Genomic DNA, 23,143 nt, shown 5'->3' on the forward strand with positions numbered 1-23,143 from the left:
AGCATCGATCATGCACTGTCGGCCCGGGGTGTGCGGCTCTTGTTCGCAGTTGTCCGAGCAGAGAGTGCAGTATCGCGGAGGCTGGGGCGCGGGCGGGCCGGATAGGGTTGCCGGCTGATGAGTGGAAACCTGGTGGTCAAGGGGCTCGCGGCGGGGTTCGGTGAGCGCGTGCTGTTCGCCGGGCTGGATCTGGTGGTCTCGCCGGGGGACGTCGTCGGGCTGGTCGGGCCCAACGGGGCGGGGAAGTCGACGCTGCTGCGTACGCTCGCCGGGTTGCTGCCCGTGGAGGCCGGGACCGTCACGCTCAGCCCGCCCACCGCGAGCGTCGGTCACCTGCCCCAGGAGCCCGACCGGCGGCCGGGCGAGCGGGTCCGGGACTTCCTGGCCCGGCGCACCGGGGTGGCCGCGGCGCAGGCGGCCCTGGACGCGGCCACCGAGGCGCTGACCGCGGGGGTGCCCGGCGCCGGCGACGCGTACGCCGAGGCACTCGACCGGTGGCTCGCCCTCGGCGGGGCCGACCTGGCGGAACGCGCCGAGCAGGTCGCCGGTGAACTCGGGCTCGGCGTCTCCCTCGACGCCGAGATGACCGGCCTCTCCGGCGGCCAGGCGGCCCGCGCCGGGCTGGCGTCGCTGCTGCTCAGCCGGTACGACCTCTTCCTCCTCGACGAGCCCACCAACGACCTCGACCTGGCCGGGCTGGAGCGCCTGGAGGAGTTCGTCACCGGCCTGCGCGCCGGCACCGTCCTGGTCAGCCACGACCGGGAGTTCCTGACCCGCACCGTGACCCGGGTGCTGGAGCTGGACCTGCACCAGCAGCAGGTCAACCACTACGGCGGCGGCTACGCGGCCTACCTGGAGGAGCGGGAGGTGGCGCGGCGGCACGCCCGCGCCGAGTACGAGGAGTACGCCGAGACCCGCGCCGAACTGGAGGCGCGGGGCCGCATGCAGCGGGCGTGGATGGAGAAGGGCGTCCGCAACGCCCGCCGGAAGGCGACCGACAACGACAAGATCGGCCGCAAGACGCGCGCCGAGGCGAGCGAGAAGCAGGCGGCCAAGGCCCGGCAGACCGAGCGGCTGATCGAACGGCTGGAGGTGGTCGAGGAGCCGCGCAAGGAGTGGGAGCTGCGCATGGAGATCGCGGCCGCGCCCCGCGCGGGCGCCGTCGTGGCCACGCTCCGGGACGCCGTGGTACGCCGCGGCGCGTTCACCCTCGGGCCGGTGAACCTCCAGATCGACTGGGCCGACCGGGTGGCGGTCACCGGGGCGAACGGGTCCGGCAAGTCCACCCTGCTGGCCGCCCTGCTGGGCCGGCTGCCGCTGGACGCCGGGCAGTCCTCGCTCGGGCCCGGTGTCGTCGTCGGCGAGGTGGACCAGGCGCGCGGGCACTTCCTCGGCGACGCGCCGCTGCTGGACGCGTTCCGGCTGGCCGTACCCGACCTGTCACCGGCGGACGCGCGGACCCTGCTGGCCAAGTTCGGCCTGCGCGCGGCGCACGTCCTGCGGCCGGCGGCGACCCTCTCCCCCGGCGAGCGCACCCGGGCGGCGCTGGCGCTGCTGCAGGGGCGCGGGGTCAACCTGCTGGTGCTCGACGAGCCGACCAACCACCTCGACCTGCCGGCGATCGAGCAGTTGGAGTCCGCGCTGGCCGGCTACCCGGGCACGTTGCTGCTGGTCACGCACGACCGGCGGATGCTCGACGCGGTGCACGTCAACCGGCGGGTCCGGGTGGCGGGCGGGCGGATCACCGAGCACTGATCCGGGCGTGCCGGGCGAGAATGAGCGCAGGCCACCGCGCTGCCCGCCGCCGGGCCGCGGCCAACCGCACCGCCGGGCAGGCGACGACCACTCGAAGGGATGGGGCATACCGGGCGCTGATCTGGGTAACGGGCGGCCGGAGGTGGGCCGATGGTCGCGTTGGCACTGACCCCGCCCTCGGCCGAACGGCTGCGGGCGGTCGACGAGTTCCTCGCCGAGGCCTGGACGGACCAGGCCCGGCACGACGACCGCCTGCGGGACCTCGCCGTCGAAGTGCGCTTCGACCGGGGGGTGGCCCACCTGACCGGGGAGGTCGGCGGGCCGGACGACCTGCGTCTGGTGCGGGACCGTGTCGGCCGGCTCGCCGGGGTCCTGGCCGTGTGGTGCCGGGTCCGCGTCGGTGGCCGGGATCCGGTGGTGGTCGACCTGGGCTGCGGTGCGACCAAGCAGTGGCCGGGCAACCTGGGCCTGGACATCTTCCCGGCACCGGGCGTGGACGCGGTGGCGGACCTGTCGACGACGCTGCCGCTGGCCGACGACTCGGTGGACGCGCTCTTCGCCGTGCACATCCTGGAGCACCTGATCGACTTCCTGCCGCTGGTCGACGAGGCGCACCGCGTGCTGCGGCCGGGCGGCGTCCTGCACGTGATGAGCCCATGGTGGGGGCACGTCAACGCGGTCGCGGACCCCACTCACGTACGGCTGCTGGACGTCCAGACCATCAAGGGCATCTGCCTCCAGCGCCCACCGGGCACCCCGCGCTGGTATCCCCTGCACGCCGGCTGCGACGGCGCGTCCATCTTCGCCGACCTGACCCCGCTCCCACCGGACGCGGACGCCCCCACCAAACCCCACCTGGCCCGCTTCTTCGCGTAACCCCCACCAGCAAGTTGTCGCCGTCCGCATCGGCGCGTCAGCGTGGCAACTTCCTGATCAACCCGGGCCGGGGCGGGTGGGGGCGGTGGTTGATTCGCGCGGGGTCAGGGCCCAGGGGGCGGGGAGTTCGCGCGGGGGCAGCGCGCGGTCCCGCAGGCGGCTGGCGAGGAGCTCCACCGCCAGCCGGGCGATGCGTTCCTTGTCGGGGGAGATCGTGCTGAGCGTGGGGATCGAGAAGCGGCCGTCCTCGATGTCGTCGAAGCCGGCCACCGCGACGTCCTCCGGCACCCGGAGGCCGGCCTCGTGGAGGGTCCGCAGGGCGCCGAGGGCGAGGGTGTCGTTGAAGCAGAAGACGGCGTCGGGGCGTACCCCCGAGGCCAGCAGGGACCGCATCGCGGCCGCGCCCTCCGCGCGGTGCCAGGCCGGCGCGGGCGCCACCAGCGACTCGTCGTACGCGATGCCGGCGTCGGCGAGCGCGGCGGCGTAGCCGGCGAGCCGGAGCCGGGCGCTGGCGCCCTCGGCGGTGCGCTGCGAGCCGATGGCGGCGACCCGGTGGCGGCCCAGCCCGACCAGGTGGGCGGTCATCGCCCGGGCGGCCGCCACGTTGTCGATGCCCACGTGGTCGGCGGGACCGTGGTCGACGCGCTCGCCGAGCAGCACCATCGGGATGCCGTCGAGGCCGACCAGGTCGTCGGCGGTGAGCGCGAGCGGGCTGAAGATCAGGCCGTCGATCAGGTGGTCGCCGATGCCGGCGGCGGCGACCCGCTCCTGCTCCCGGCCGCCGCCGGTCTGGTCGATCAGCACCGTCCAGCCCAGTTCCGCGGCGGCGGTGACGACGTGCCGGGCCAACTCGGCGAAGTACGGGATGTCCAGCTCGGGCACGGCCAGGGCGATCACGCCGGTGCGCCCCTTGCGCAGGTTGCGGGCGGACAGGTTGGGCCGGTAGTTGAGTTCCGCTATCGCCTCCTCGACCCGGGCGCGGGTGTCCGGCCGGACGTGCACGTAGCCGTTGACCACGTTGGAGACGGTCTTCACCGACACGCCGGCCCGCTCCGCGACGTCCTTGAGCCTGTGCCGCACTACTTCCTCCCGGGAGACGCTGGCCCGCACTCTACCGCGTCACGAGCACGTCACGACCCCTTTACAACGTTGCTTACAACGTTGTAGAAAGCATCGAGGATGGGTGACCCGAATCACTCCGAAATGGTGACACGAAAGGTGGCACGCCCGTGCGGACCGCACAGCTCACGATCGACCCGGCCTTCACCATCGGCCCGGCGGACCGCCGGCTCTTCGGCTCCTTCGTCGAGCACATGGGCCGGTGCGTGTACGGCGGGGTCTACGAGCCCGGCCACCCCACCGCCGACTCCCGGGGGTTGCGCGGCGACGTGCTGGAGCTGACCCGCGAACTGGGCGTCTCCGTGGTGCGCTACCCCGGCGGCAACTTCGTGTCCGGCTACCGCTGGGAGGACGGGATCGGTCCGGTCGGCGACCGGCCGCGCCGGCTCGACCTCGCCTGGAAGACGATCGAGACCAACGCGTTCGGGCTGGACGAGTTCATGGCCTGGGTCGCCGAGGCGGGCGTCGAGCCGATGATGGCGGTCAACCTCGGCACCCGGGGCGTGCAGGAGGCGTGCGACCTGCTGGAGTACACCAACCACCCGGGCGGCACCCAGCTGTCGGACCTGCGCCGCAAGCACGGCGCCGAGGAGCCGTACGGGGTGCGGCTCTGGTGCCTCGGCAACGAACTGGACGGGCCGTGGCAGGTCGGCCACAAGACCGCCGACGAGTACGGCCGGCTCGCCGCCGAGACCGCCCGCGCGATGAAGCTGGTCGACCCGTCGATCAGCCTGGTGGCCTGCGGCAGCTCCAACCGGGGGATGCCCACCTTCGCCTCCTGGGAGGCGACCGTGCTGGAGCACACGTACGAGCACGTCGACTACATCTCCGCGCACACCTACTACGACCCGTCCGACGGCGACCGGGCGAGCATCCTGGCCTCGGCCGTCGACATGGACAGCTTCATCCGCGAGGTGGTGGCCACCGCCGACCACGTGGCGGCGAAGCAGCGCCACCGGCGCAAGCTCAAGATCTCCTTCGACGAGTGGAACGTCTGGTACCAGTCGCGCCTGGCGGCCGACCTGGACCGGCGCGGCTGGGTGGAGGCGCCGGCGCTGATCGAGGACGACTACACCGCGGTCGACGCGGTGGTGGTCGGCGACCTGCTGATCACCCTGCTCCGGCACGCCGACCGGGTGGGCGTCGCCTGCCAGGCCCAGCTCGCCAACGTGATCGCCCCGATCCGGACGCGCACCGGCGGCCCGGCGTGGCGGCAGAGCATCTTCCACCCGTTCGCGCTGACCGCCCGGTACGCCCGGGGCACCGTCCTCCGGACCGAGCCGGTGTCGCCCACCTACGAGACGGCGAAGTACGGCGCGGTCCCGGTGCTGGACACGGTCGCCGTGCACGACGAGGAGACCGGCGTCCTGACCGTCTTCGCGGTGAACCGGGGCGAGACCGAGCTGCCCCTGGACCTCGACCTGCGCGGGCTGCCCGCCCTGCGCGGGATGGACCACACGAGCCTCGCCGCCGGGGACGACCCGACGGCGACGAACACCGAGGCCGAGCCCGAGCGGGTGACGCCTCGGCAGCTGAACACCCCCACCACCGACGCCGGCCGGTCCGCCGTGGTGCTGCCGGCCGTGTCCTGGAACATGCTCCGCTTCGCCCCCGTCGGCGGCTGACGTCGTACCGACCCTGAGCAGGCACAATCATCCCGTCCCCCAAGGAGTGATAGATCATGACCCACACCGAGATGAGCCGCCGGCGGCTGCTCGGCCTCGGCCTCGGGCTCGGCGCCGCGGCCACCCTGACGCTGGCCGGCTGCGGCGATGACGACGACGCCGGCCCGGCGGCCGGCAACGGCGGCAAGGAGTACACCGGCCCGAAGGTGGACCTGAAGCTCTGGAACGGGTTCACCGGCGGTGACGGCGACATCTTCAAGGCGCTGGTGAACCAGTTCAACACGGAGCACCAGAACATCGCGGTGAGCGTGGCCACCTACCAGTGGGACGACTACTACAACAAGCTCCCGGGCGCCGCCTCCAGCGGGAACGGGCCGGACATCGCCGTCATGCACATGGACCAGCTCGCCACGTTCGCCGCCCGCGGCGTCATCACCGAGCTGGACGACGTGGCGAAGAACCTGGAGCTGACCGAGGGCGACTTCGCCCCCACGGTGTGGAAGGGCGGCCTCTACAACGACAAGCGGTACGGCATCCCGCTGGACATGCACCCGCTCGGCTTCTACTACAACAAGGGGGTCATGCAGAAGGCCGGCCTGGACCCGGAGAAGCCGCCGACCACCCGGGCCGAGTACGAGGCGGCCCTGGTCGAGCTGAAGAAGTCCGGCGTGCAGGGCTTCTGGGTCAGCCCGTTCCAGTTCACCGGCGGCATGACCTTCTACTCGCTGCTGCACCAGTGGGGCGGCAGCGTCTTCGACGCCGAGGCGAAGAACGCCACCTTCAACTCGGAGCCGGCGGTCGAGGCCGCCACCTGGCTGATCGACCTGATCAAGCAGGGCCACTCGCCGGCCAACGTCGGCCAGGACGCGGACTACCTCGCCTTCAAGAGCGGCAAGAACGCGTTCAACTGGAACGGCATCTGGCAGATCAACGACCTGAAGAAGAGCCCCGAGATCCAGTGGGGCGTGGCGCCGCTGCCGCAGATCGGCTCCCAGCCGGCGGCCTGGGCCAACTCCCACAACTTCACCATCGTCAAGGGGCGGGCGAACGACGCCAACAAGGTCTCCGCGGCGAAGGTCTTCATCAACTGGCTCAGCCAGCACTCCCTCGACTGGGCCAAGGGCGGCCAGGTGCCGGCCCGCAAGTCGGTCCGGGAGGGTGCCGACTTCAAGGCGCTGACCGAGGTCAACGCCCTCGCCCCGGAGCTGGAGTACGCGGCCTTCCCGCCCGCGGCTCCCGGCCTGGGTGAGGTCATGACCACCTTCTACAACTCGTTCAACGAGGCCGTGCTGGGCAAGAAGTCGGCCAAGCAGGCGCTCGACGACGGCGTGGCCAAGGCGAACAAGCAGCTCGAGGACAACCGCAAGAAGTACGGGAGCTGATCCCCCGTGTCGGACGTGATCGAGGTCGGGGCGGCGCGCGGTGACGCGCCGCCCCCGGCGGCCGGCCCCGTCCGGCGCAACGCTCCCGGCGGCCGGGCCAGCCGGGCGGCCCCGTACCTGTTCCTCGCCCCGTACCTGGTGCTCTTCGGGGTCTTCGGCCTCCTGCCGATCGCGCTCGGCGTCTGGCTGAGCGTGCACCAGTGGGACTTCCAGCTGCCCAACCGGCCGTTCGTCGGGCTGGACAACTACCGGGAGCTGTTCGCCAGCGACTCGGCGGTGTACGGGGACTGGTGGCAGAGCGTCCGGGCGACCGCGATCTTCACCGTGCTGTCGGTGCCGCTGCTGGTGGTCGTTCCGCTCGGGCTGGCCCTGCTGCTCAACCGCTCGTTCCCCGGGCGGACGTTCTTCCGGGCCGTCTACTTCGCCCCGTACGTGCTGGGCGTGGCGGTCATCGGTCTGCTCTGGCGGTTCCTGCTCGACGCCAACCTGGGCCTGGTCAACCGGCTCGCGGGCATGGTCGGGCTGCCCGCGGACACCCCGTGGGTGACCAGCACGCCGTGGGCCTGGATCTCCCTGGTCGGCGTCACCGTCTGGTGGACGTCCGGCTTCAACGCGGTGATCTACCTCGCCGGCCTCCAGGACATCCCGGCCGAGCTGTACGAGGCGGCGAAGGTCGACGGCGCGAGCACCTGGGAACGGTTCCGCCACGTCACGCTCCCCGGGCTGCGCCCGGTGCTGCTCTTCGTGATCACCACGACCGTGCTCGCCTCGGCGAACGTGTTCGGCCAGTCGTTCCTGATCACCCAGGGCGCGCCGGGCACCGAGACCCGGACCGTCGTCTGGTTCATCGTCGAGGAGGGGCTGCGCGACAACGACGCCGGCCGGGCCGCGGCGATGAGCATCGTGTTCGCGCTGATGCTGGCCGTCGTGAGCATCGCCAACTTCCGCCTCTTCCGCTACCGGGAAGACTGAGGGGCCCCAGATGACGAAAGCGACCCCCGGCGCGGGACTGCGCCGGTTCACGCTCTACGCCACCCTGGTGGCGCTCGCCCTGGTCTTCCTCACGCCGCTGGTGTGGATGCTGATCACCTCGCTCAAGACCTACACGGGGGCCCAGCAGATCCCGCCGACGTGGCTGCCCGACCCGGTCTCCGGGTACGGCTACCAGCAGATCCTCGACAACTCCGCCAACCCGGTGCTGCGCTGGTTCCTCAACAGCATGGTGTCGGCCACGCTGCACGCGCTGCTGGTGCTGGCGACCGCCTCGATGGCCGCGTACGCCCTGGCCCGGATGCGGTTCCGCGGTCGCGGCGTGCTGTTCGCCCTGGTCGTCGGGACGCTGTTCATCCCGCCGACCTCGCTGATCGTCCCGAACTTCCTCATCGTCGACGAGCTCAACTGGCTCGACACCCTGACCGTGGTGATCGTGCCGGGCGCGGCGAGCGCGTTCGGGGTGTTCTTCCTGCGGCAGTTCTTCCTGTCGCTGCCGCGCGAGCTGGAGGAGGCCGCCACGTTGGACGGCGCCAGCCAGTGGCAGATCTTCTGGCGGGTGGTGCTGCCGCTGTCCAAGCCGGCCCTCGCCACCCTCGGCGTGCTGTCGTTCCTCACCAACTGGAACGACTTCCTCTGGCCGATCTTCGTGCTGTTCAGTCCGGAGAACCTGACCCTGCCGCCGGGCCTCGGCCTGCTCCAGGGCTCGTACGTCACGGACTACCCGGTCATCATGGCCGGCGCGGTACTGGCCAGCGTGCCGGTGCTGATCCTCTTCGTGCTGGCCCAGCGGCACGTCATCCAGGGCGTCTCGCGCAGCGGGCTGAAGGGATGACCGCCGGGACCACCGGGCGACGCGGTGCGGCGGCGGTCCTCGCCGCCGCGCTGTTCGTCGCTGCCTGCGACGGTGGCGAGACCCCTTCGACCACGGGAGACGACGCGCGCATGTTCACCAACCCGGTCGTGCGGACCGACGCCCCCGACCCGCAGGCGATCCGGGTCGGCGACACGTGGTACCTGTTCCACACCAACGCGGGCGGCCGGAACGTCCCGGTGCTCACCTCCCCCGACCTGGTGAGCTGGACGCCGGCCGGCGACGCGCTGCCCGAGCTGCCCGGCTGGGCGGACCCGGGGAAGAACTGGGCACCCGAGGTGATCCAGCTGGCCCCGGACCGGTTCGTGCTGTACTACACGGTCGCCGGACGGGAGTCGGGCCGGCAGTGCGTCGGGCGGGCGGTGGCGAGCACGCCGGCCGGGCCGTACCGGGACGACTCGACCGAGCCGCTGATCTGCCAGGCGGAGCTCGGCGGGGCGATCGACGCCAGTCCGTTCCAGGACACCGACGGCAGCCTGTGGCTGCTGTGGAAGAACGACGGCAACGCCATCGGCGTCGACACCTGGATCTGGTCGCAGCGCCTCGCCGACGACGGCCGGTCCCTGGTCGGTGAGCCGGCGAAGCTGCTCAAGCAGACCGAGCCGTGGGAGGGCGCCCTGATCGAGGGGCCGTTCCTGCACCGGCAGGACGGCCGGCTGTACCTGTTCTTCGCCGCCAACGCCTACGACCGGGCCGAGTACGCCGAGGGCTACGCGGTCTGCGAGAGCCCGGCCGGCCCGTGCGTGAAGGCCCCGGAGAACCCGATCCTGCGCGGCGACGACGCGGCCTCCGGCCCGGGCCACGCGTCGATGGTGGTCAAGGACGGCCGCACCTGGCTGCTCTACCACGCCTGGCCACCGGGCCAGGAGGGCACGGTCGACCCGGGCCGCCACGTCTGGCTGGACGAGGTGGTCTGGGAGGATGGAAAGCCAGTGGTCAAGGGCCCCACGTCAACCCCCCAGCCCCGCCCCTGACGGCGAGTGCGGCTCCGGTCACGCTCCGCGCGGTGACGCCCGCCGCTTCGCGGACCGGGGAATCCGACGGACGGATCGATCCGGCACAGACCCTTGCGCCCGGACGCTGGGTGTGAAAATTTTCTACCAGCGGCACGATGTCGACGGCGGATGTTGCCGAGGACGGCCGCGTCGAACCCTGTCACGGGGCCCAACGAAGGGACACACCGTATGAAGGCAACTCGGCTCGGCGCCGCCGGGCTCGCCGCCGCCCTGCTGGGGGCGTTCGTCGCCGCGACACCGGCGGCCGCGGCGAACGACGCGGCCAGCGCCGCCTCCACCACCACCTGCGTCACCGACCCGGCCACCCCGAAGCGGCAGTTCCGGGCGATGTGGATCGCGTCGGTCACCAATATCGACTGGCCCACCAAGGCCTCCTGGACCGCCCCGGACCTGGTCGCGGCTCAGAAGGCCGAGTACCTCGGCTGGCTCGACCTGGCCGAGAAGCTCAACCACAACGCCGTGGTCGTCCAGATCCGGCCGACCGCCGACGCGTTCTGGCCGTCGCCGCACGAGCCGTGGTCGGAGTACCTGACCGGCGAGCGCGGCAAGGACCCGGGCTGGGACCCGCTGGCCTTCGTCGTCGAGGAGGCCCACAAGCGGGACCTCGAATTCCACGCCTGGTTCAACCCGTACCGCGTCTCCATGCCGGCACCGAGCGGCGCCGGCGCCGACATCGACAAGCTCGCGCCGAACCACCCGGCCCGCGAGCACCCGGACTGGGTCTTCGCGTACCCGCCGGCCGGCGTCGCCGGCAGCCGGCTCTACTACAACCCCGGCATCCCCGAGGTCCGCGAGTTCGTCCAGACCGCGATGCTCGACGCGGTCAAGCGGTACGACATCGACGGCGTCCACTTCGACGACTACTTCTACCCGTACCCGAGCGGCACCCACCAGTACCCGGACGACGCGACCTTCGCCGAGCACAACCGGGGCTTCACGAACATCGCCGACTGGCGGCGGGACAACATCAACCTGCTGATCCAGGAGATGAACACCAAGGTCAAGGCCGCCAAGCCGGGGGTGAAGTTCGGGGTCAGCCCGTTCGGCATCTGGCGTAACAAGTCGGCCGACCCGCTGGGCTCGGACACCACCGGCAGCCAGTCGTACGACATCATCTCCGCCGACACCCGGAAGTGGATCAAGAAGGAGTGGATCGACTACGTGGTGCCGCAGCTCTACTGGCACATCGGCCAGTACCCGGCCGCGGACTACGCCCGGCTGGTGCCGTGGTGGGCCGAGCAGGTGCGCGGCACCCGCGTGCAGCTCTACATCGGACAGGCCGACTACAAGAGCGGCGACCCGGCGTACGGCTCGTTCTGGATGAACCCGCGCGAGCTGTCCGACCACCTGACGCTCAACCGGCAGTACCCCGAGGTCCTGGGCAACGTGCACTTCTCGGCCGTCCAGGTACGGGCCAACCGGCTCGACGCGACCGACATCTACGCCGGCGAGCACTACTCCCGCCCGGCGCTGGTGCCGACGATGTCGCACCTGCCGGCGAAGCCACTGCTCATGCCGTTGGTGACCGGCGCGGCCCGGCAGGACGACGGGATCCGGCTGCGCTGGCGGCAGCCCGCCGACGGGGTGGGCCCGCTGGGCACCGCCACCTCGTACGCGATCTACCGCTTCGACGGCCTGAAGGTGGCCGGGAAGTGCGACGTCGCCGACGCCGCGCACCTGGTGGACACGGTCCGGGCGACGCCCGGTGACGTGCAGTCCTGGGTGGACACGACGGCCGAGGCCGGCAAGCGGTACACCTACTACGTGACCGCGCTGGACCGGCTGGCCAACGAGAGCTCGCTCAGCCCGCCGCGCTTCGTCCTCTGATCCACCGACCGCGATGCCCCGGACGCCACTGGCGTCCGGGGCATTGGTCTGTTTCAACTCATGTCACCAATAATTCATACGACAAGATCCAGGAACCGGGCGATTAATCGACACTGATCGACATCCGGTGACCCACCGGTAACCAAGAGTCCGCACACCCCGCGGAGGTTGCCATGTCCCGTCGTCTCGCCACCCTGTTCACCTCGATCGGGCTCGCCCTCCTGGTCGCGCTCGGTGCCGCCAGCCCCGCCGCCGCCGTCACCCGCGACCAGAAGCTCGCCGTCCTGTCCAGCTGGACCCAGACCAGCGCCACCAGCTACAACGCCTGGAACGCCGGCCGACTGAACAAGGCCGCCTGGGCCGACTACAACTTCGACTGGTCCACCGACTACTGCTCGTCCAGCCCGGACAACCCACTCGGGTTCAACTTCACCCTCTCCTGTTACCGGCACGACTTCGGGTACCGCAACTACAAGGCGATGGGCGTGTTCTCGTCGCACGAGTCCCGCCTCGACAGCGCGTTCTACGAGGACCTGAAGCGGGTCTGCGCCACCTACAACTCGGTGGTCCGGCCCGCCTGCCTCAGCCTCGCCTGGACCTACTACCAGGCCGTCCGGACGTTCGGCTCGGTCGCCGCCGTCCAGCAGGCCGACATCGACCGGGCCGCGAAGATGAAGGCCGACGCCGAACGCCGCTCCCCCACCTCCCCCCGCTGACCCCACCCCCACCCCACCCCCCCTCGCCCGCGTTGATCAAGAGGTTTTGGCCGTCTGGCACGGCCCCAGCGGACCAAAACCTCTTGATCAACCGGGTGGTGGCCGGGGGGGTGGGGGTTTCAGGCGTGTTCGGTGTGGGGGGTGGGGGTGGGGGTGGGGGTGGGTTGGCGGGGAGCCGGCTGGCCGGTTCCGGTGGCGAAGCGCGTCGAGTCGGCCGCCAGGTCCGGATGCTCCACCCCGAGCGCCAGCGCCGCCGCCTCCTCCAGGCCCAGCTCCGCGCCCTCGGCGTACGCGCCGTCGAACGCCGCGTCGCCCAGCGCCTCCCGTACCTCCGCCTGTCGCTGCACCCAGTACGCCCCGTAGATGCCGGGGCTGGAGCGCAGGGTCGCCCTCGTCGCCTGCGCCGCGCCGAAGAGCCGCGCGGCGGTGATCCGGTCGCCCCCCGCGGCGCACCGCACCGCGATCGCCTGCAACGTGTCACAGGCGCGGCGGTGGAAGCCGTGCGCCATCCGGGAGCGCAGCGCCACCAGCAGGTGTTCGTGCGCGGCGATCAGGTCGCCGCGGGCCAGCGCCACCAGGCCGAGCAGCATGTCCACCGTGCGGCGGCCCCGCTCCACCGGGCGGGCCGCCTCGACCGGCCGGGCCGCTCCCAGCAGCTCGGCCGCCTCGTCCAGCGCGCCCCGCCGCCACAGCAGCTCGGCCAGGCTGAACACGGCGAAGAGGGCCTCACCCATCACGTCCTGCCGGTGCGCCCAGTCGATGACCTCCCGGCACACCCGCTCGGCCTCGGCGAACTGTCCCATGTCGACCAGCGGGGCCGCCCGGCCGGCCAGGACCCGGGCCAGCAGGCCCGCGTCAGCGGCCTGCCGGGCCGCCTCCTCCGCCCGCTGCGAGAACCGCAGCTCCTCGGCGAACTCACCGTCCGCGCCGGCGTGCATCGAGTGCATGTGGTACGCCGCCGCCAGCTCCGCGTCGGGGATCCGCTCCCCGGTCTCGGCGATCCGGCCGTACAGCCGGGACAGCCAGAGCCGGCCCTCCCGGGCCAGCCCGCGCTCCCGCCACCACTGGTCCAGCCCTCCGGCCAGGACCAGCCCCGGCCGAGCGCTGCCCCCGGTCGCACACCAGCGCAGCGCGGCCCGCAGTTCCCCGGCGAGCGGGTCGAGCGCGTACAGCGAGAGGGTGACCGGCCGGCCGTCCGGCCCCAGGTGCAACCGCTCCAGCGCGTGCGCCGACCAGGCCACGTGCCGGTCCCGCGCGGCCCGCTCCTCCCCCGCCTCGACCAGCCGGCGGGCCGCGTACGCGCGGATCGGGTCGAGCATCCGGTAGGTACTGCCCCCCGCGTGCGGCTCGGCCAGCACCATCGACTTGTCCACCAGCACCGACAGCGGATCGAGCGGGTCGTCCCCGAGCAGCCACTCCACCGTCGCCAGGTCCACCGGACCGGCGAACACCGCCAGCCAGCGCAGCAGCCGTGCGGCGCGGGGGCCGAGCGTGCGGTACGACCACGTGACGGTGGCCTGCATCGTGAGGTGCCGCTCGGCGGCCGACCGCTGCACCGCCCGGGTGGCCGGGCTGGGCGGGCTCGTCCCGGCCGCCGCCGCCACCAGGTCCACCGTGTCCTGTTGGTTGCCCATCCAGCTCCGCTCGGCCGGCGGCGGCTCCGGATCGTCCCGACCGGCGTCGAGCGTGCCCAGCACGTCGTCGAGGCGCTCGGCGAGCTGCCCGACCGAGAGCACCCGCAGCCGGGCGGCGGCCAGCTCGATGGCGAGCGGCAGGCCGTCCAGCCGCTGCACCACCCGGCGCAGGTCGGCCGACTCCGCCGGGTCGGGCTGCCGCCCGCCCCGGGCGGCCGCCGTCCGGTCCAGCAGCAGCGCGACCGCGTCGCTCTCCGAACCGTCGACCGGCGGGTCGACCGACAGCGGCGGGATCCGCCACACCACCTCGCCGGGCAGCCCGAACGACTCGCGGCTGGTGGCGAGGACCCGCATGCCCGTCCCGCCGGCGAGCAGCCGGGAGATCACCTCGGCCGACGCCGACGGCTGGGCGTCGCACGTGTCCAGCAGGACGAGCATCCGGCGGGCGGCCGCGTACTCCACCAGGGTGTCCACCATCGGACGGCCGGGCTCCGGGCGGAGGCCGAGCACCGCGGCGATGGCGAACGCGACCAGGCCCGGGTCGGTGACGGTGGCGATGTCGACGAACCAGACACCGTCCGGGTAGGACTCCACCAGGTCGGCGGCGAGCTCCACGGCGAGCCGGGTCTTGCCGGTACCGCCCGCCCCGAGCACCGTGACCAGGCGGTGCCCCTCCACCAGCCGGCGCAGCTCGGCCCGTTCGGCCTGCCGGCCGACGAACGACGTGATCTGGGTGGGCAGGTTGTGCGCCACCGCGTCGGCGGTGCGCGGGCGCGGGAACTGCCGCTCCAGGCCGGGCGCGACGAGCTGGAACAGCCGCTCCCGGTCGTCGAAGCCGCGTAGCCGGTGCAGGCCCAGGTCGAGCAGGGAGGCGCCGCTCGGCAGCGGGTCGGCGTGCCGGGCGGTCGCCGCGGAGCAGAGCACCTGCCCACCGTGCGCGGCGGCGGCGACCCGGGCGGCACGGTGCACCTCCGGGCTCGCGTACTCACCGTCGCGGGGCTCCGCCCAACCGGTGTGCAGGCCCATCCGCACCCGGGGCACCGCGTCCGGGGTGGGCCACTCGTGGCTGGTCAAAGCCCGCTGGGCGGTCAGGCAGGCGGTCAGCGCGGCGGACGCGTCCCCGAAGGCGAGGAAGAAGGAATCCCCCTCGGTGAGCAGCTCCGCTCCCTCGGTGGCGGCGATCGTCCGGCGCAGCAGGCGCCGGTGTTCCCGCAACACCGGCCGGTAGTCGGGCCCGAGCAGCTGAGCCAGCCGGGTCGAGCCCTCGATGTCGGTGAAGACGAAGGTCACCCACCCGGTCGGGAGGTGGATCCGTGGCGACATGCGTGGAACCTCCGCCCGTGACGTCGGGTTCATGCTGCCTGAACCCGAGCCGTCACGCATCGTGAGAACGGCCGGCCCGGTTCCGCCCCAACGTGCCACTACGTGCACGTGCGGGCAAGCGCCGCGGGGATGCTGGCGGACCGGGAGTCCGTCTCAGCAGCCGCAGGCGCCGCCACAACAGCCACCGCCGGCCGGCGCCGGGCCGGCCGCACCGGCACCACCGCGACCGGTCACCGCGACAGTGGACAGGAGCTTCACGGTGTCGTGGTGCCCCTGCGGACAGGGGGCCGGCTCGGTGGCACGCGCCATCGGACGGTTGACCTCGAAGGTGTCGCCGCAGGCGCGGCAGCGGAACTCGTACCGGGGCATGACTCCAGCGTACGACCGGTCCGGACGCCCGACGGAACATGGGTGATACTCGACGGGTGGACGGCGAGGACAGGCAGACCCTTCGGCCCCTGCGACCGGCCGCGCCGCCCGACGGGCCACTCGCCGGATCCGGTGCCGCGCCGGACGAGCCGGCCACGTCCGTGCCCCGTCCCCGGCGGCCGTGGCTGCGGCCGCAGACGCCCCCGGGCGACGGGTCCGCACCGGCGGCCACCCCGGAGAGCGGGACCTCGACCACCGCGGAGAGCGGGACCGCCGAGACGGCCCCGGACGGCGGGACCGCCACCGGTGTGCCGGCGCCGGCGGGCTCCGACCCGGCCGCCGGTGAACCGGCGCGTACCGGAGACGACCTGACGGTGACCAAGGTCGACCCGGCCGGGACGGCCACCCCGGATCCGCTCGCGGGAGCCCGGCGGCGCCGGGTCCCCTTCGCGCACGCCGTACCCATGTCGCCCCGGCGGCTGGCGGCGGGCACGGCCCGCTCGGTCCGCGACTGGTCGCGGCGCCCCAGCGGCCGGCTCACCCTGCCCGGCGTCTTCCTGCTCTTCCTGGTCGCCGCGACCGCCGCGGCCGGCGCCCTGCTGGTGCCCGCGGCCGTGCGCTCCCGGCCGGTCGCGGTGGACGCCAGCGCCGGCGCGCCGACCGCGTCCGCGCCGACGCTGGTTCCGGGCGCGCCGCTGCCCGGCACCACGCCTCCGCTCGGCGGCCCCTCGGTCACGCCGCCGGCGGGTGGCACCGTCGTCCCGCCGCCCGGCACCGGCCGGCCCGCCGACGCGCTCGCCGGGTGGGCCGCGCAGATCGGCCCCAAGGTCGGGATCGCACCGGTGGCCATGCAGGCGTACGGCTACGCCGAGCTGGTCCTCGCCAGCACCAACCGCAGCTGCGGGCTGAGCTGGACCACGCTGGCCGCGATCGGGCACGTCGAGTCCGCGCACGGCCAGGCCAACAACGCCCAGCTCGGGCCGGACGGCCGGGCCACCCCCGAGATCATCGGCCAGCCGCTGGACGGGCAGGGCGGCCGGATGCTGATCCGCGACACCGACCGCGGGACCCTCGACCGGGACACGACCTACGACCGGGCGATCGGGCCGATGCAGTTCATCCCGACCACCTGGCAGGAGGTCGGCGCCGACGCCGACAACGACGGCCGCAAGGACCCGCACGACATCGACGACGCCGCCCTGGCCGCCGCGAACTACCTGTGCAAGGGCGGTCGGAACCTGACCATCGCGGGTGACTGGTGGAACGCCATCCTGTCGTACAACGACGTGCGGCGGTACGCGCAGGACGTCTTCGACAAGGCCAACCAGTACGGGCAGGCCAGCCGTACGTGACGTGATCGTCCGCGTACATTGGAGAACTGGACACTTCCCCCGGGCAGCCGTTAGCGGCAAGCTAGACGGGTGATGGTGCGCGAGTGGGACCCCAGGAACGCGTCGTCCGCCGAGATCGCGTCGCTGCTGGACACGCTGAACGCGGTCCTGGCGGTCGATCTCCCGCAGGATCCGCCGTGGCAGGAGAGTTCCCTGCGGGAATATCTGGCCGAGGTGATGCCGGGCGAACGGCGGATCTCCTGGGTGGCCCAGGAGGAACCGGCGGTCAACGGCACACCGGGGCCCATCCTGGGGCAGGTCCACGTGCTGCTGCTGGGCGACATCGGCGTGCTCGAGGTGCTGGTGCACCCGTCGGCGCGCCGCGACGGCCTCGGCCGTGAGCTGGTCCGGACGGCCGCCCGCCGGGTCTACCAGGAGGGCTTCCAGTCGATCGGCGTGGAGGTCGTCGGCGACACCCCGTCGGTCGCCTTCTACGAGGCACTCGGCTTCACCAAGGAGTACGTGGAGACCCGCAGCGTGCTGGACCTGGCGACGGTGGACTGGGCCGAGCTGGGCGAGATGGCCGGCGGTGTCGGCGCGGGCTACCACCTGGAGTTCCATCCGGGCGGGCCGCCGGACGAGCTGATCGAGGCGTACGCGCGGGCCAAGGCCGAGGTGCGCGACGTCGAGGACGGGGAACTACGGCCCAGCTCGTACGATCCGCAGCGACTGCGCGACAGCCTCGACTGCCTGCACCGGCGGGGCATGAAGCCGTACATCGTGCTCGCCCAGCACGAGCAGACCGGTGCGGTGGCCGGCCTGACCGAGGTGGTGGTACCGGCGCAGCACCCGACCCGCGCCGACCAGTACGACACGATCGTCGGGCAGGACCACCGCGGGTACGGCATCGACCGGGCGATCAAGGCGCGGATGCTGCTGGAGCTGCGGTCGGCCGAGCCGCAGCTGACCGAGGTCCAGACCTGGAACGCCCAGGCCAACGAGGCGATGCTCAAGGTCAACGCCGAGCTCGGCTACCGCCCCGACCGGGAGTGGTGCGAATACAGCGTCGACGTGGCCGAGCTGGTGCACCGGCTCGACGCCGCCCGCTGAGAAGTTCACGAAACGGTCCGTCGGGGGATGGACGGCGGTCAACCGCGCCCCTTAACGTGCGTTAGTTCCCGTCCACCCACCGTGGAGGCTCCATGCGCCCGCGTCGCACACTCGCCGCGCTCGCGACCGCCACCGCCGCCGTGACCGTCACGGCCGTCGGGGTCGCCCCCAGCGCGGCCAGCGCCGCGCCAACCGACCTGTTCATCTCGGAGTACGTCGAAGGCTCGTCCAACAACAAGGCGATCGAGCTCTTCAACGGCACCGCCGCGCCGGTCGACCTGGCCGCCGGCGGCTACCAGCTGCTGCTCTACTTCAACGGCTCCACCACGCCGTCGACGTTCGCCCTGACCGGCACCGTCGCGGCGGGTGACGTCTTCGTGTTCGCCCACTCGTCGGCGAACGCGGCGATCCTCGCCCAGGCCGACCAGACCACCGGCGCCGGTCTGTTCAACGGTGACGACGCGGTCGTGCTGCGCCGCGGCGAGACCGTGCTCGACTCGATCGGCCAGGTGGGCGTCGACCCCGGCACCGAGTGGGGCACCGGCCTGACCAGCACCGCCGACAACACGCTGCGCCGCCTGGGCGCCGTCACCACCGGCGACACCGACCCGACGGACGCGTTCGACCCGGCGGCCCAGTGGGCCGGCTTCCTGACCGACACGGTCGACGGGCTCGGCGCGCACACCGTGGACGGCGGCGGGCCGGTCGACGTACCGGCGACGGTCACCTGCGGCGACGCCCTGGTCGTCGGGTCCGGCACGGCGGCGGCCCGGGAGGTCACCGCGACCGACCCGGACGACCGGATCGTCGACCTGGCCGTCACGTCGGTCACCCCGGCACCGGCCACCGGCTCGATCAGCCGGACGGCGGTCACCCCCGCCGACGCGGTGGGCGGCACCGCCCGGGCCACCGTCAGCGCGAGCGCCGACCTGGCCGCCGGGGCGTACTCCGTGGTCGTGACCGCGACCGACGCCGGCGGCACCACCGCGACCTGCACCCTCTCCGTGCAGGTGACGCGGGAACTGACCGTCGGCGAGGTGCAGGGCCCGACCACCGACGCCGAGTCCGATGCGGCCGACCGCTCGCCGCTCGCGCCCGCCAGCGGCAACGGCACCAGCAGCAGCCTGTACGACGTCCGCGGCGTGATCACCCAGCGCACCCTCGCGCGGGACTCGTCCGGCCGGGACCAGCACGGCTTCTTCCTGCAGAGCCGAGCCGACGCGACCGACGGCGACCCCACCAGCTCGGACGGCATCTTCGTCTTCATGGGCTCCTTCACCTCCCTCATCGGCGGGTACGTGCCGACGGTCGGTGACGAGGTGGTGCTCCGTGCCCGCGTCTCCGAATACTTCAACATGACGCAGCTCTCCAGCGCCTCGCTGGTCCGCAGGGTGGCCTCGGGCCTGGACGTGGACGCCGTGGTCACGGTGACCGACGCGGTGCCGCCGGCCGACCTGGCCGACGCGCAGCGCTTCTGGGAGCGGCACGAGGGCGCGCGCCTGCGGGTGCGCGCGGGCAGCGGCGCGGTGAGTGGGCGGAACGTGTTCGCCTCCACCGCCGACGCCGAGACGTGGCTCGTGGACCGCGACGACACGCTGCTCGACCGCACCGACCCGTACGCCCGCCGCGTCTTCCGGGACGCCCACCCGCTGGACAACGATCCGACCCGTACCTTCGACGACGGCAACGGCCAGCGGATCATGCTGGGCAGCATGGGCGTCAAGGGCACGACCGGTGACAGCAGCGCCCTGCTGCCGCCCGCGCACACCTTCGACACCCTGACCGCCGACGCGGTGGGCGCCCTGTACTACTCCTTCGAGAAGTACGGGGTCCAGGTCGAGTCGGCGTCCTTCGCGGCCGGCACCGACCCGTCCCGGAACAACCCGCCGAAGCCGGCCAAGCGGTCGGAGGAGTTCGCGGTCGCCGCGTACAACGTGGAGAACCTGTACGACTACCGTGACGACCCGTTCGACGGCTGCGACTTCGCCGGCAACGCCGGCTGCACCGGGGTGCGCCCGCCGTTCGACTACGTGCCGGGCAGCGAGCAGGAGTACCGCGATCAGCTCGCCGCGCTCGCCGACCAGATCACCACCGACCTGCACTCCCCCGACCTGATCCTCGTCCAGGAGGCCGAGGACCAGGACATCTGCACGGTCGAGGGCGCCGAGCTGGTCTGTGGCTCCACGAACGACGCCGACGGCGCGCCGGACACCCTCCAGGAGTTGGCGCTCACCATCGCGGCCGCCGGCGGCCCCGCCTACGCGGCCGCGTACGACCGGACCGGCGCGGACGACCGGGGCATCACCTCGGCGTTCCTCTACCGCACCGATCGGGTCGCGCTGGCCGAGGCGACCGGCGACGACCCGCTGCTGGGCTCGTCACCGGCCGTCCAGTACCGCGCGCCGGGCCTGCCGTCCAACGCGGACGTGCAGAACCCGAAGGCGCTCAACGCCGTTCTGCCGTCCGACGTGGACACCTCCACCGGCCGGGACGGCGACAACGTCTTCACCCGCGCGCCGCAGCTCGGCAAGTTCACCGTGGCCGCCGCGCCCGGCTCGACCGAGCGGTTCACGGTGTGGGCGGCCAGCAACCACTACTCGTCCGGGCCGGACAGCCGGGTCGGGCAGCGCCGGGAGCAGGCCGCGTACGGCGCCGCGATCGTGACCGCGATCGAGGCGTCGGACCCGCACGCTCGGGTGGTGTACGGCGGGGACCTGAACGTCTTCCCCCGCCCCGACGATCCCATCGCCACGGCTGCCGACCCCACCCCGTCGGACCAGCTGGGCCCGCTGTACGGGGCGGGGCTGCGCAACCTGTGGGAGGACCTGCTCGCCGACGCGCCGTCGTCCGCGTACTCGTACAGCTTCGAGGGGCAGGCGCAGACGCTGGACCACCTGTTCGTGAACGAGGCGCTGCACGGCGACCTGGTGGAGATGCGGGCCGCCCACATCAACGCGGACTGGCCGGCCGAGCACACGGGTGACGGGAGCCGCGGTTCGAGCGACCACGACCCGCAGGTGGCCCGGTTCCGCTCGCGGGCCTCGCTGAGCGTGGCCGACGCGTCCGTGGTCGAGGGCGACAAGGGTCGCTCCCAGCTCACCTTCACCGTCACCGTCTCGCGGCCGCTGTCCCAGCCGGTCCTGGTCTGCGCGGCGACCTACGGCACGACCGCGCAGTCGGGCTCGGACTACGAGCCGTACGTCGGTTGCCGGACCCTGGCCGCCGGCCAGAGGAGTCTCACGTTCCCGGTGTCCGTGCGCGGTGACCGGAAGCGGGAGGCCGACGAGAGGCTGACGCTGCTCGTGGCCGGCATTCCGGGGCTGCGCCTGGCCGACCCGCTCGGCACCGGCACCATCGTCAACGACGACTGACGCCGGTCCGCTCGACGACGGCCCGCCGGCCAGGGCATCCGCCTGGCCGGCGGGCCGTCAGCCGTACCGGTCCGGGTCCGGCGGTCGGGGTACGGCCCGGTTCTGGGCGACCCGGACCTCCCACACGCTGAGGCGCCGCCGCATCTCCCGCTCCACCGGGCAGCGGTGGTACGTCTCGGGCGGACGGGCCAGGCCGTAGATGTCTGCCCACCACTCGCCCGGCTCGGGATCGAGGATCGTGTCGAGGTGGGCCGGGTAACGCCGACCGGCACCGTCCCTCGTGTCGTCCCAGACCGCCATCGGCTGCACGATCCGGCCCTTCTGGTCGACCACGACGAGGTAGAGGCCCGCCGCTCCCAGCAGCCGCTCCAGCACCGCGAGGCTGGGTGCCAGGGTGCCGGCCTCCACCCGGGCCACGGTCGACGGCGCGACCTTGGCGAACCGGGCCATGCGGTGCTGGCTCAGGCCGAGGATGCGCCGAGCCCGGCGGACCAGGCCCTGAACAGGGAACGGGCCCAGGGTGGGCCCGGTGTCCGGCGGGTTGAAGCTGTCCGGCAGAGCGGCGGAAAAGGTCATGCCGAGACTGTCCGACCTGGACGGCCGGTGAGGCAACCCCTGTGGATGAACCTGTGGACAACCGCCCTGTAGTCGACCGACGGCGCACCAGCATCGACCTCGGCACCCTCGTTCGTCGCCTTTGCTCTGCTTCACTCCACGCAACGGAAAGAGCTCGATTTTGGTGCGCGGGTTGAAGCAGAGCAAAGGCGATGAAGCGGGAGGGCACGTCGGCAGCGAGAGCCGCGGCCGACGGCCCGGTGCGGAGGGGGTGAGCGTCCGGGTTCAGTAGCGCTGGCGGAGCAGCCCCGCGGCCTCGACCGCCCAGTAGGTGAGGATGATCTGCGCGCCCGCTCGACGGATCGAGGTCAGCGTCTCCAGCATCACCCGCTCCCGGTCGATCCAGCCGTTCGCGGCGGCCGCCTCGACCGTCGCGTACTCGCCGGAGACCTGGTACGCCGCGACCGGGACGTCGACCGCGGCCCGGACCGCGGCGACCACGTCGAGGTAGGGCAGCGCCGGCTTGACCATGACGATGTCGGCGCCCTCGGCGACGTCCAGCTCGACCTCGCGCAGGGCGTCCCGCAGGTTCGCCGGGTCCTGCTGGTACGCGCGGCGATCGCCGTCGAGCGCCGACTCCACGGCGTCCCGGAACGGGCCGAAGAACGCGGAGGCGTACTTCACGGCGTACGCCAGGATCGTCACGTCCTGGTGGCCGGCGGCGTCCAGGGCCCGGCGGACCACGCCGACCTGCCCGTCCATCATCCCGGACGGGCCGACCACGTGGACCCCGGCCTCGGCCTGGGCCACCGCCATCTCGGCGTACGCGGCGAGGGTGGCGTCGTTGTCCACCGAGCCGTCGGGGGCGAGCAGGCCACAGTGCCCGTGCGAGGTGAACTCGTCCAGGCAGAGGTCGCTCATCACCACGGTCGCGTCGCCCACCTCGGCGACGACGTCCCGGATGGCGAGGTTGAGGATCCCGTTCGGGTCGACGCCGCCGGACCCGCGCTCGTCGCGCGACGCGGGCACCCCGAAGAGCATGATCCCGCCGACGCCGGCCTGCACCGCCTCGACGGCGGCCTTGCGCAGCGAGTCCCGGGAGTGCTGGAGCACCCCCGGAAGCGACGCCACGGCCCGCGGCTCGGTGAGCCCTTCCTTGACGAACATCGGCACGACCAGTTCGGCTGGGTCGACGCGGGTCTCGGAGACCAGCCGCCGCAGCGCCGCGGTGCGGCGCAGCCGGCGGGGCCGGATGTCGGGGTACGGCACG

17 protein-coding genes are annotated in these 23,143 nt (G+C 72.8%); 12 read left to right on the forward strand and 5 right to left on the reverse strand.

Annotation, left to right across the window (positions count from 1 at the left end):
• The first annotated feature begins 117 nt into the window (after positions 1 to 117).
• On the forward strand, positions 118 to 1,755 hold the full coding sequence (locus tag EV376_RS02380; RefSeq protein WP_130320515.1) for an ABC-F family ATP-binding cassette domain-containing protein: 1,638 nt from the start codon (positions 118 to 120) through the stop codon (positions 1,753 to 1,755).
• Positions 1,756 to 1,905: 150 nt separating this feature from the next.
• Positions 1,906 to 2,631 carry a BON domain-containing class I SAM-dependent methyltransferase gene (locus EV376_RS02385; protein WP_130320516.1) on the forward strand — a complete coding sequence of 242 codons (726 nt, stop codon included), beginning with the start codon at positions 1,906 to 1,908 and terminating at the stop codon, positions 2,629 to 2,631.
• 57 nt (positions 2,632 to 2,688) lie between these two features.
• Here EV376_RS02385 and EV376_RS02390 read toward each other — a convergent pair whose 3' ends face one another.
• The gene (locus EV376_RS02390; protein ID WP_130320517.1) at positions 2,689 to 3,711 is read right to left on the reverse strand and encodes a LacI family DNA-binding transcriptional regulator; all 1,023 of its coding nucleotides are present in this window, start codon (positions 3,709 to 3,711) and stop codon (positions 2,689 to 2,691) included.
• Between the two features lie 149 nt (positions 3,712 to 3,860).
• Here EV376_RS02390 and arfA point away from each other — a divergent pair, with 149 nt between their 5' ends.
• From arfA to EV376_RS02425, 7 genes are all read left to right on the forward strand, one after another.
• Positions 3,861 to 5,375 (forward strand): arabinosylfuranosidase ArfA, encoded by a 1,515-nt coding sequence (arfA, locus tag EV376_RS02395; protein ID WP_130320518.1) that lies wholly within the window; start codon positions 3,861 to 3,863, stop codon positions 5,373 to 5,375.
• Positions 5,376 to 5,431: 56 nt separating this feature from the next.
• Positions 5,432 to 6,757 (forward strand): ABC transporter substrate-binding protein, encoded by a 1,326-nt coding sequence (locus EV376_RS02400; protein ID WP_130320519.1) that lies wholly within the window; start codon positions 5,432 to 5,434, stop codon positions 6,755 to 6,757.
• A gap of 6 nt (positions 6,758 to 6,763) precedes the next feature.
• On the forward strand, positions 6,764 to 7,729 hold the full coding sequence (locus EV376_RS02405; protein WP_130320520.1) for a carbohydrate ABC transporter permease: 966 nt from the start codon (positions 6,764 to 6,766) through the stop codon (positions 7,727 to 7,729).
• A gap of 10 nt (positions 7,730 to 7,739) precedes the next feature.
• Positions 7,740 to 8,582 carry a carbohydrate ABC transporter permease gene (locus EV376_RS02410; protein WP_130320521.1) on the forward strand — a complete coding sequence of 281 codons (843 nt, stop codon included), beginning with the start codon at positions 7,740 to 7,742 and terminating at the stop codon, positions 8,580 to 8,582.
• Positions 8,579 to 9,595 carry a glycoside hydrolase family 43 protein gene (locus tag EV376_RS02415; protein ID WP_130320522.1) on the forward strand — a complete coding sequence of 339 codons (1,017 nt, stop codon included), beginning with the start codon at positions 8,579 to 8,581 and terminating at the stop codon, positions 9,593 to 9,595. The genes EV376_RS02410 and EV376_RS02415 overlap by 4 nt, the downstream gene beginning before the upstream one ends.
• 210 nt (positions 9,596 to 9,805) lie before the next feature.
• Positions 9,806 to 11,464, forward strand: a complete 1,659-nt coding sequence (locus EV376_RS02420; protein WP_130320523.1) for a family 10 glycosylhydrolase — start codon at positions 9,806 to 9,808, stop codon at positions 11,462 to 11,464.
• Between the two features lie 173 nt (positions 11,465 to 11,637).
• Positions 11,638 to 12,180 (forward strand): phospholipase, encoded by a 543-nt coding sequence (locus EV376_RS02425; protein ID WP_130320524.1) that lies wholly within the window; start codon positions 11,638 to 11,640, stop codon positions 12,178 to 12,180.
• 119 nt (positions 12,181 to 12,299) lie between these two features.
• On the opposite strand, the gene EV376_RS02430 is transcribed toward EV376_RS02425, so the two are convergent.
• A complete protein-coding gene (locus EV376_RS02430; protein ID WP_486482494.1) occupies positions 12,300 to 15,137 on the reverse strand; it encodes an ATP-binding protein in 2,838 nt (945 codons plus the stop codon).
• Positions 15,138 to 15,290: 153 nt separating this feature from the next.
• Positions 15,291 to 15,506 (reverse strand): FmdB family zinc ribbon protein, encoded by a 216-nt coding sequence (locus EV376_RS02435; protein WP_130320525.1) that lies wholly within the window; start codon positions 15,504 to 15,506, stop codon positions 15,291 to 15,293.
• A gap of 38 nt (positions 15,507 to 15,544) precedes the next feature.
• Here EV376_RS02435 and EV376_RS02440 point away from each other — a divergent pair, with 38 nt between their 5' ends.
• The 3 genes from EV376_RS02440 to EV376_RS02450 all read left to right on the forward strand — a co-directional run bounded on the left by EV376_RS02440 (position 15,545) and on the right by EV376_RS02450 (position 21,318).
• Positions 15,545 to 16,858, forward strand: coding sequence for a lytic murein transglycosylase (locus tag EV376_RS02440; RefSeq protein ID WP_130320526.1), 1,314 nt, complete (start codon positions 15,545 to 15,547; stop codon positions 16,856 to 16,858).
• A 72-nt stretch (positions 16,859 to 16,930) separates the two neighbouring features.
• Positions 16,931 to 17,947: a GNAT family N-acetyltransferase gene (locus EV376_RS02445; protein WP_130328493.1), complete on the forward strand. Its 1,017-nt coding sequence runs from the start codon at positions 16,931 to 16,933 to the stop codon at positions 17,945 to 17,947.
• Between the two features lie 92 nt (positions 17,948 to 18,039).
• Positions 18,040 to 21,318: a lamin tail domain-containing protein gene (locus EV376_RS02450; RefSeq protein WP_130320527.1), complete on the forward strand. Its 3,279-nt coding sequence runs from the start codon at positions 18,040 to 18,042 to the stop codon at positions 21,316 to 21,318.
• 57 nt (positions 21,319 to 21,375) lie between these two features.
• Here EV376_RS02450 and EV376_RS02455 read toward each other — a convergent pair whose 3' ends face one another.
• Positions 21,376 to 21,894 (reverse strand): helix-turn-helix domain-containing protein, encoded by a 519-nt coding sequence (locus EV376_RS02455; RefSeq protein WP_130320528.1) that lies wholly within the window; start codon positions 21,892 to 21,894, stop codon positions 21,376 to 21,378.
• 264 nt (positions 21,895 to 22,158) lie between these two features.
• Positions 22,159 to 23,142: a porphobilinogen synthase gene (hemB, locus tag EV376_RS02460; RefSeq protein WP_130320529.1), complete on the reverse strand. Its 984-nt coding sequence runs from the start codon at positions 23,140 to 23,142 to the stop codon at positions 22,159 to 22,161.
• Between the last annotated feature and the right edge of the window lies 1 nt (position 23,143).

It is taken from the genome of Micromonospora sp. CNZ295 (genome assembly GCF_004217535.1).

Coding starts and splice junctions, on each gene's coding strand:
- EV376_RS02430 (WP_486482494.1), bottom strand. CDS start 15,137: ATGTCGCCACGGATCCACCTCCCGACCGGGTGGGTGACCTTCGTCTTC.
- EV376_RS02455 (WP_130320528.1), bottom strand. CDS start 21,894: ATGACCTTTTCCGCCGCTCTGCCGGACAGCTTCAACCCGCCGGACACC.
- EV376_RS02450 (WP_130320527.1), top strand. CDS start 18,040: ATGCGCCCGCGTCGCACACTCGCCGCGCTCGCGACCGCCACCGCCGCC.
- EV376_RS02410 (WP_130320521.1), top strand. CDS start 7,740: ATGACGAAAGCGACCCCCGGCGCGGGACTGCGCCGGTTCACGCTCTAC.
- EV376_RS02425 (WP_130320524.1), top strand. CDS start 11,638: ATGTCCCGTCGTCTCGCCACCCTGTTCACCTCGATCGGGCTCGCCCTC.
- EV376_RS02400 (WP_130320519.1), top strand. CDS start 5,432: ATGACCCACACCGAGATGAGCCGCCGGCGGCTGCTCGGCCTCGGCCTC.
- EV376_RS02385 (WP_130320516.1), top strand. CDS start 1,906: ATGGTCGCGTTGGCACTGACCCCGCCCTCGGCCGAACGGCTGCGGGCG.
- EV376_RS02415 (WP_130320522.1), top strand. CDS start 8,579: ATGACCGCCGGGACCACCGGGCGACGCGGTGCGGCGGCGGTCCTCGCC.
- EV376_RS02380 (WP_130320515.1), top strand. CDS start 118: ATGAGTGGAAACCTGGTGGTCAAGGGGCTCGCGGCGGGGTTCGGTGAG.
- EV376_RS02440 (WP_130320526.1), top strand. CDS start 15,545: ATGGGTGATACTCGACGGGTGGACGGCGAGGACAGGCAGACCCTTCGG.
- EV376_RS02445 (WP_130328493.1), top strand. CDS start 16,931: ATGGTGCGCGAGTGGGACCCCAGGAACGCGTCGTCCGCCGAGATCGCG.
- EV376_RS02435 (WP_130320525.1), bottom strand. CDS start 15,506: ATGCCCCGGTACGAGTTCCGCTGCCGCGCCTGCGGCGACACCTTCGAG.
- EV376_RS02420 (WP_130320523.1), top strand. CDS start 9,806: ATGAAGGCAACTCGGCTCGGCGCCGCCGGGCTCGCCGCCGCCCTGCTG.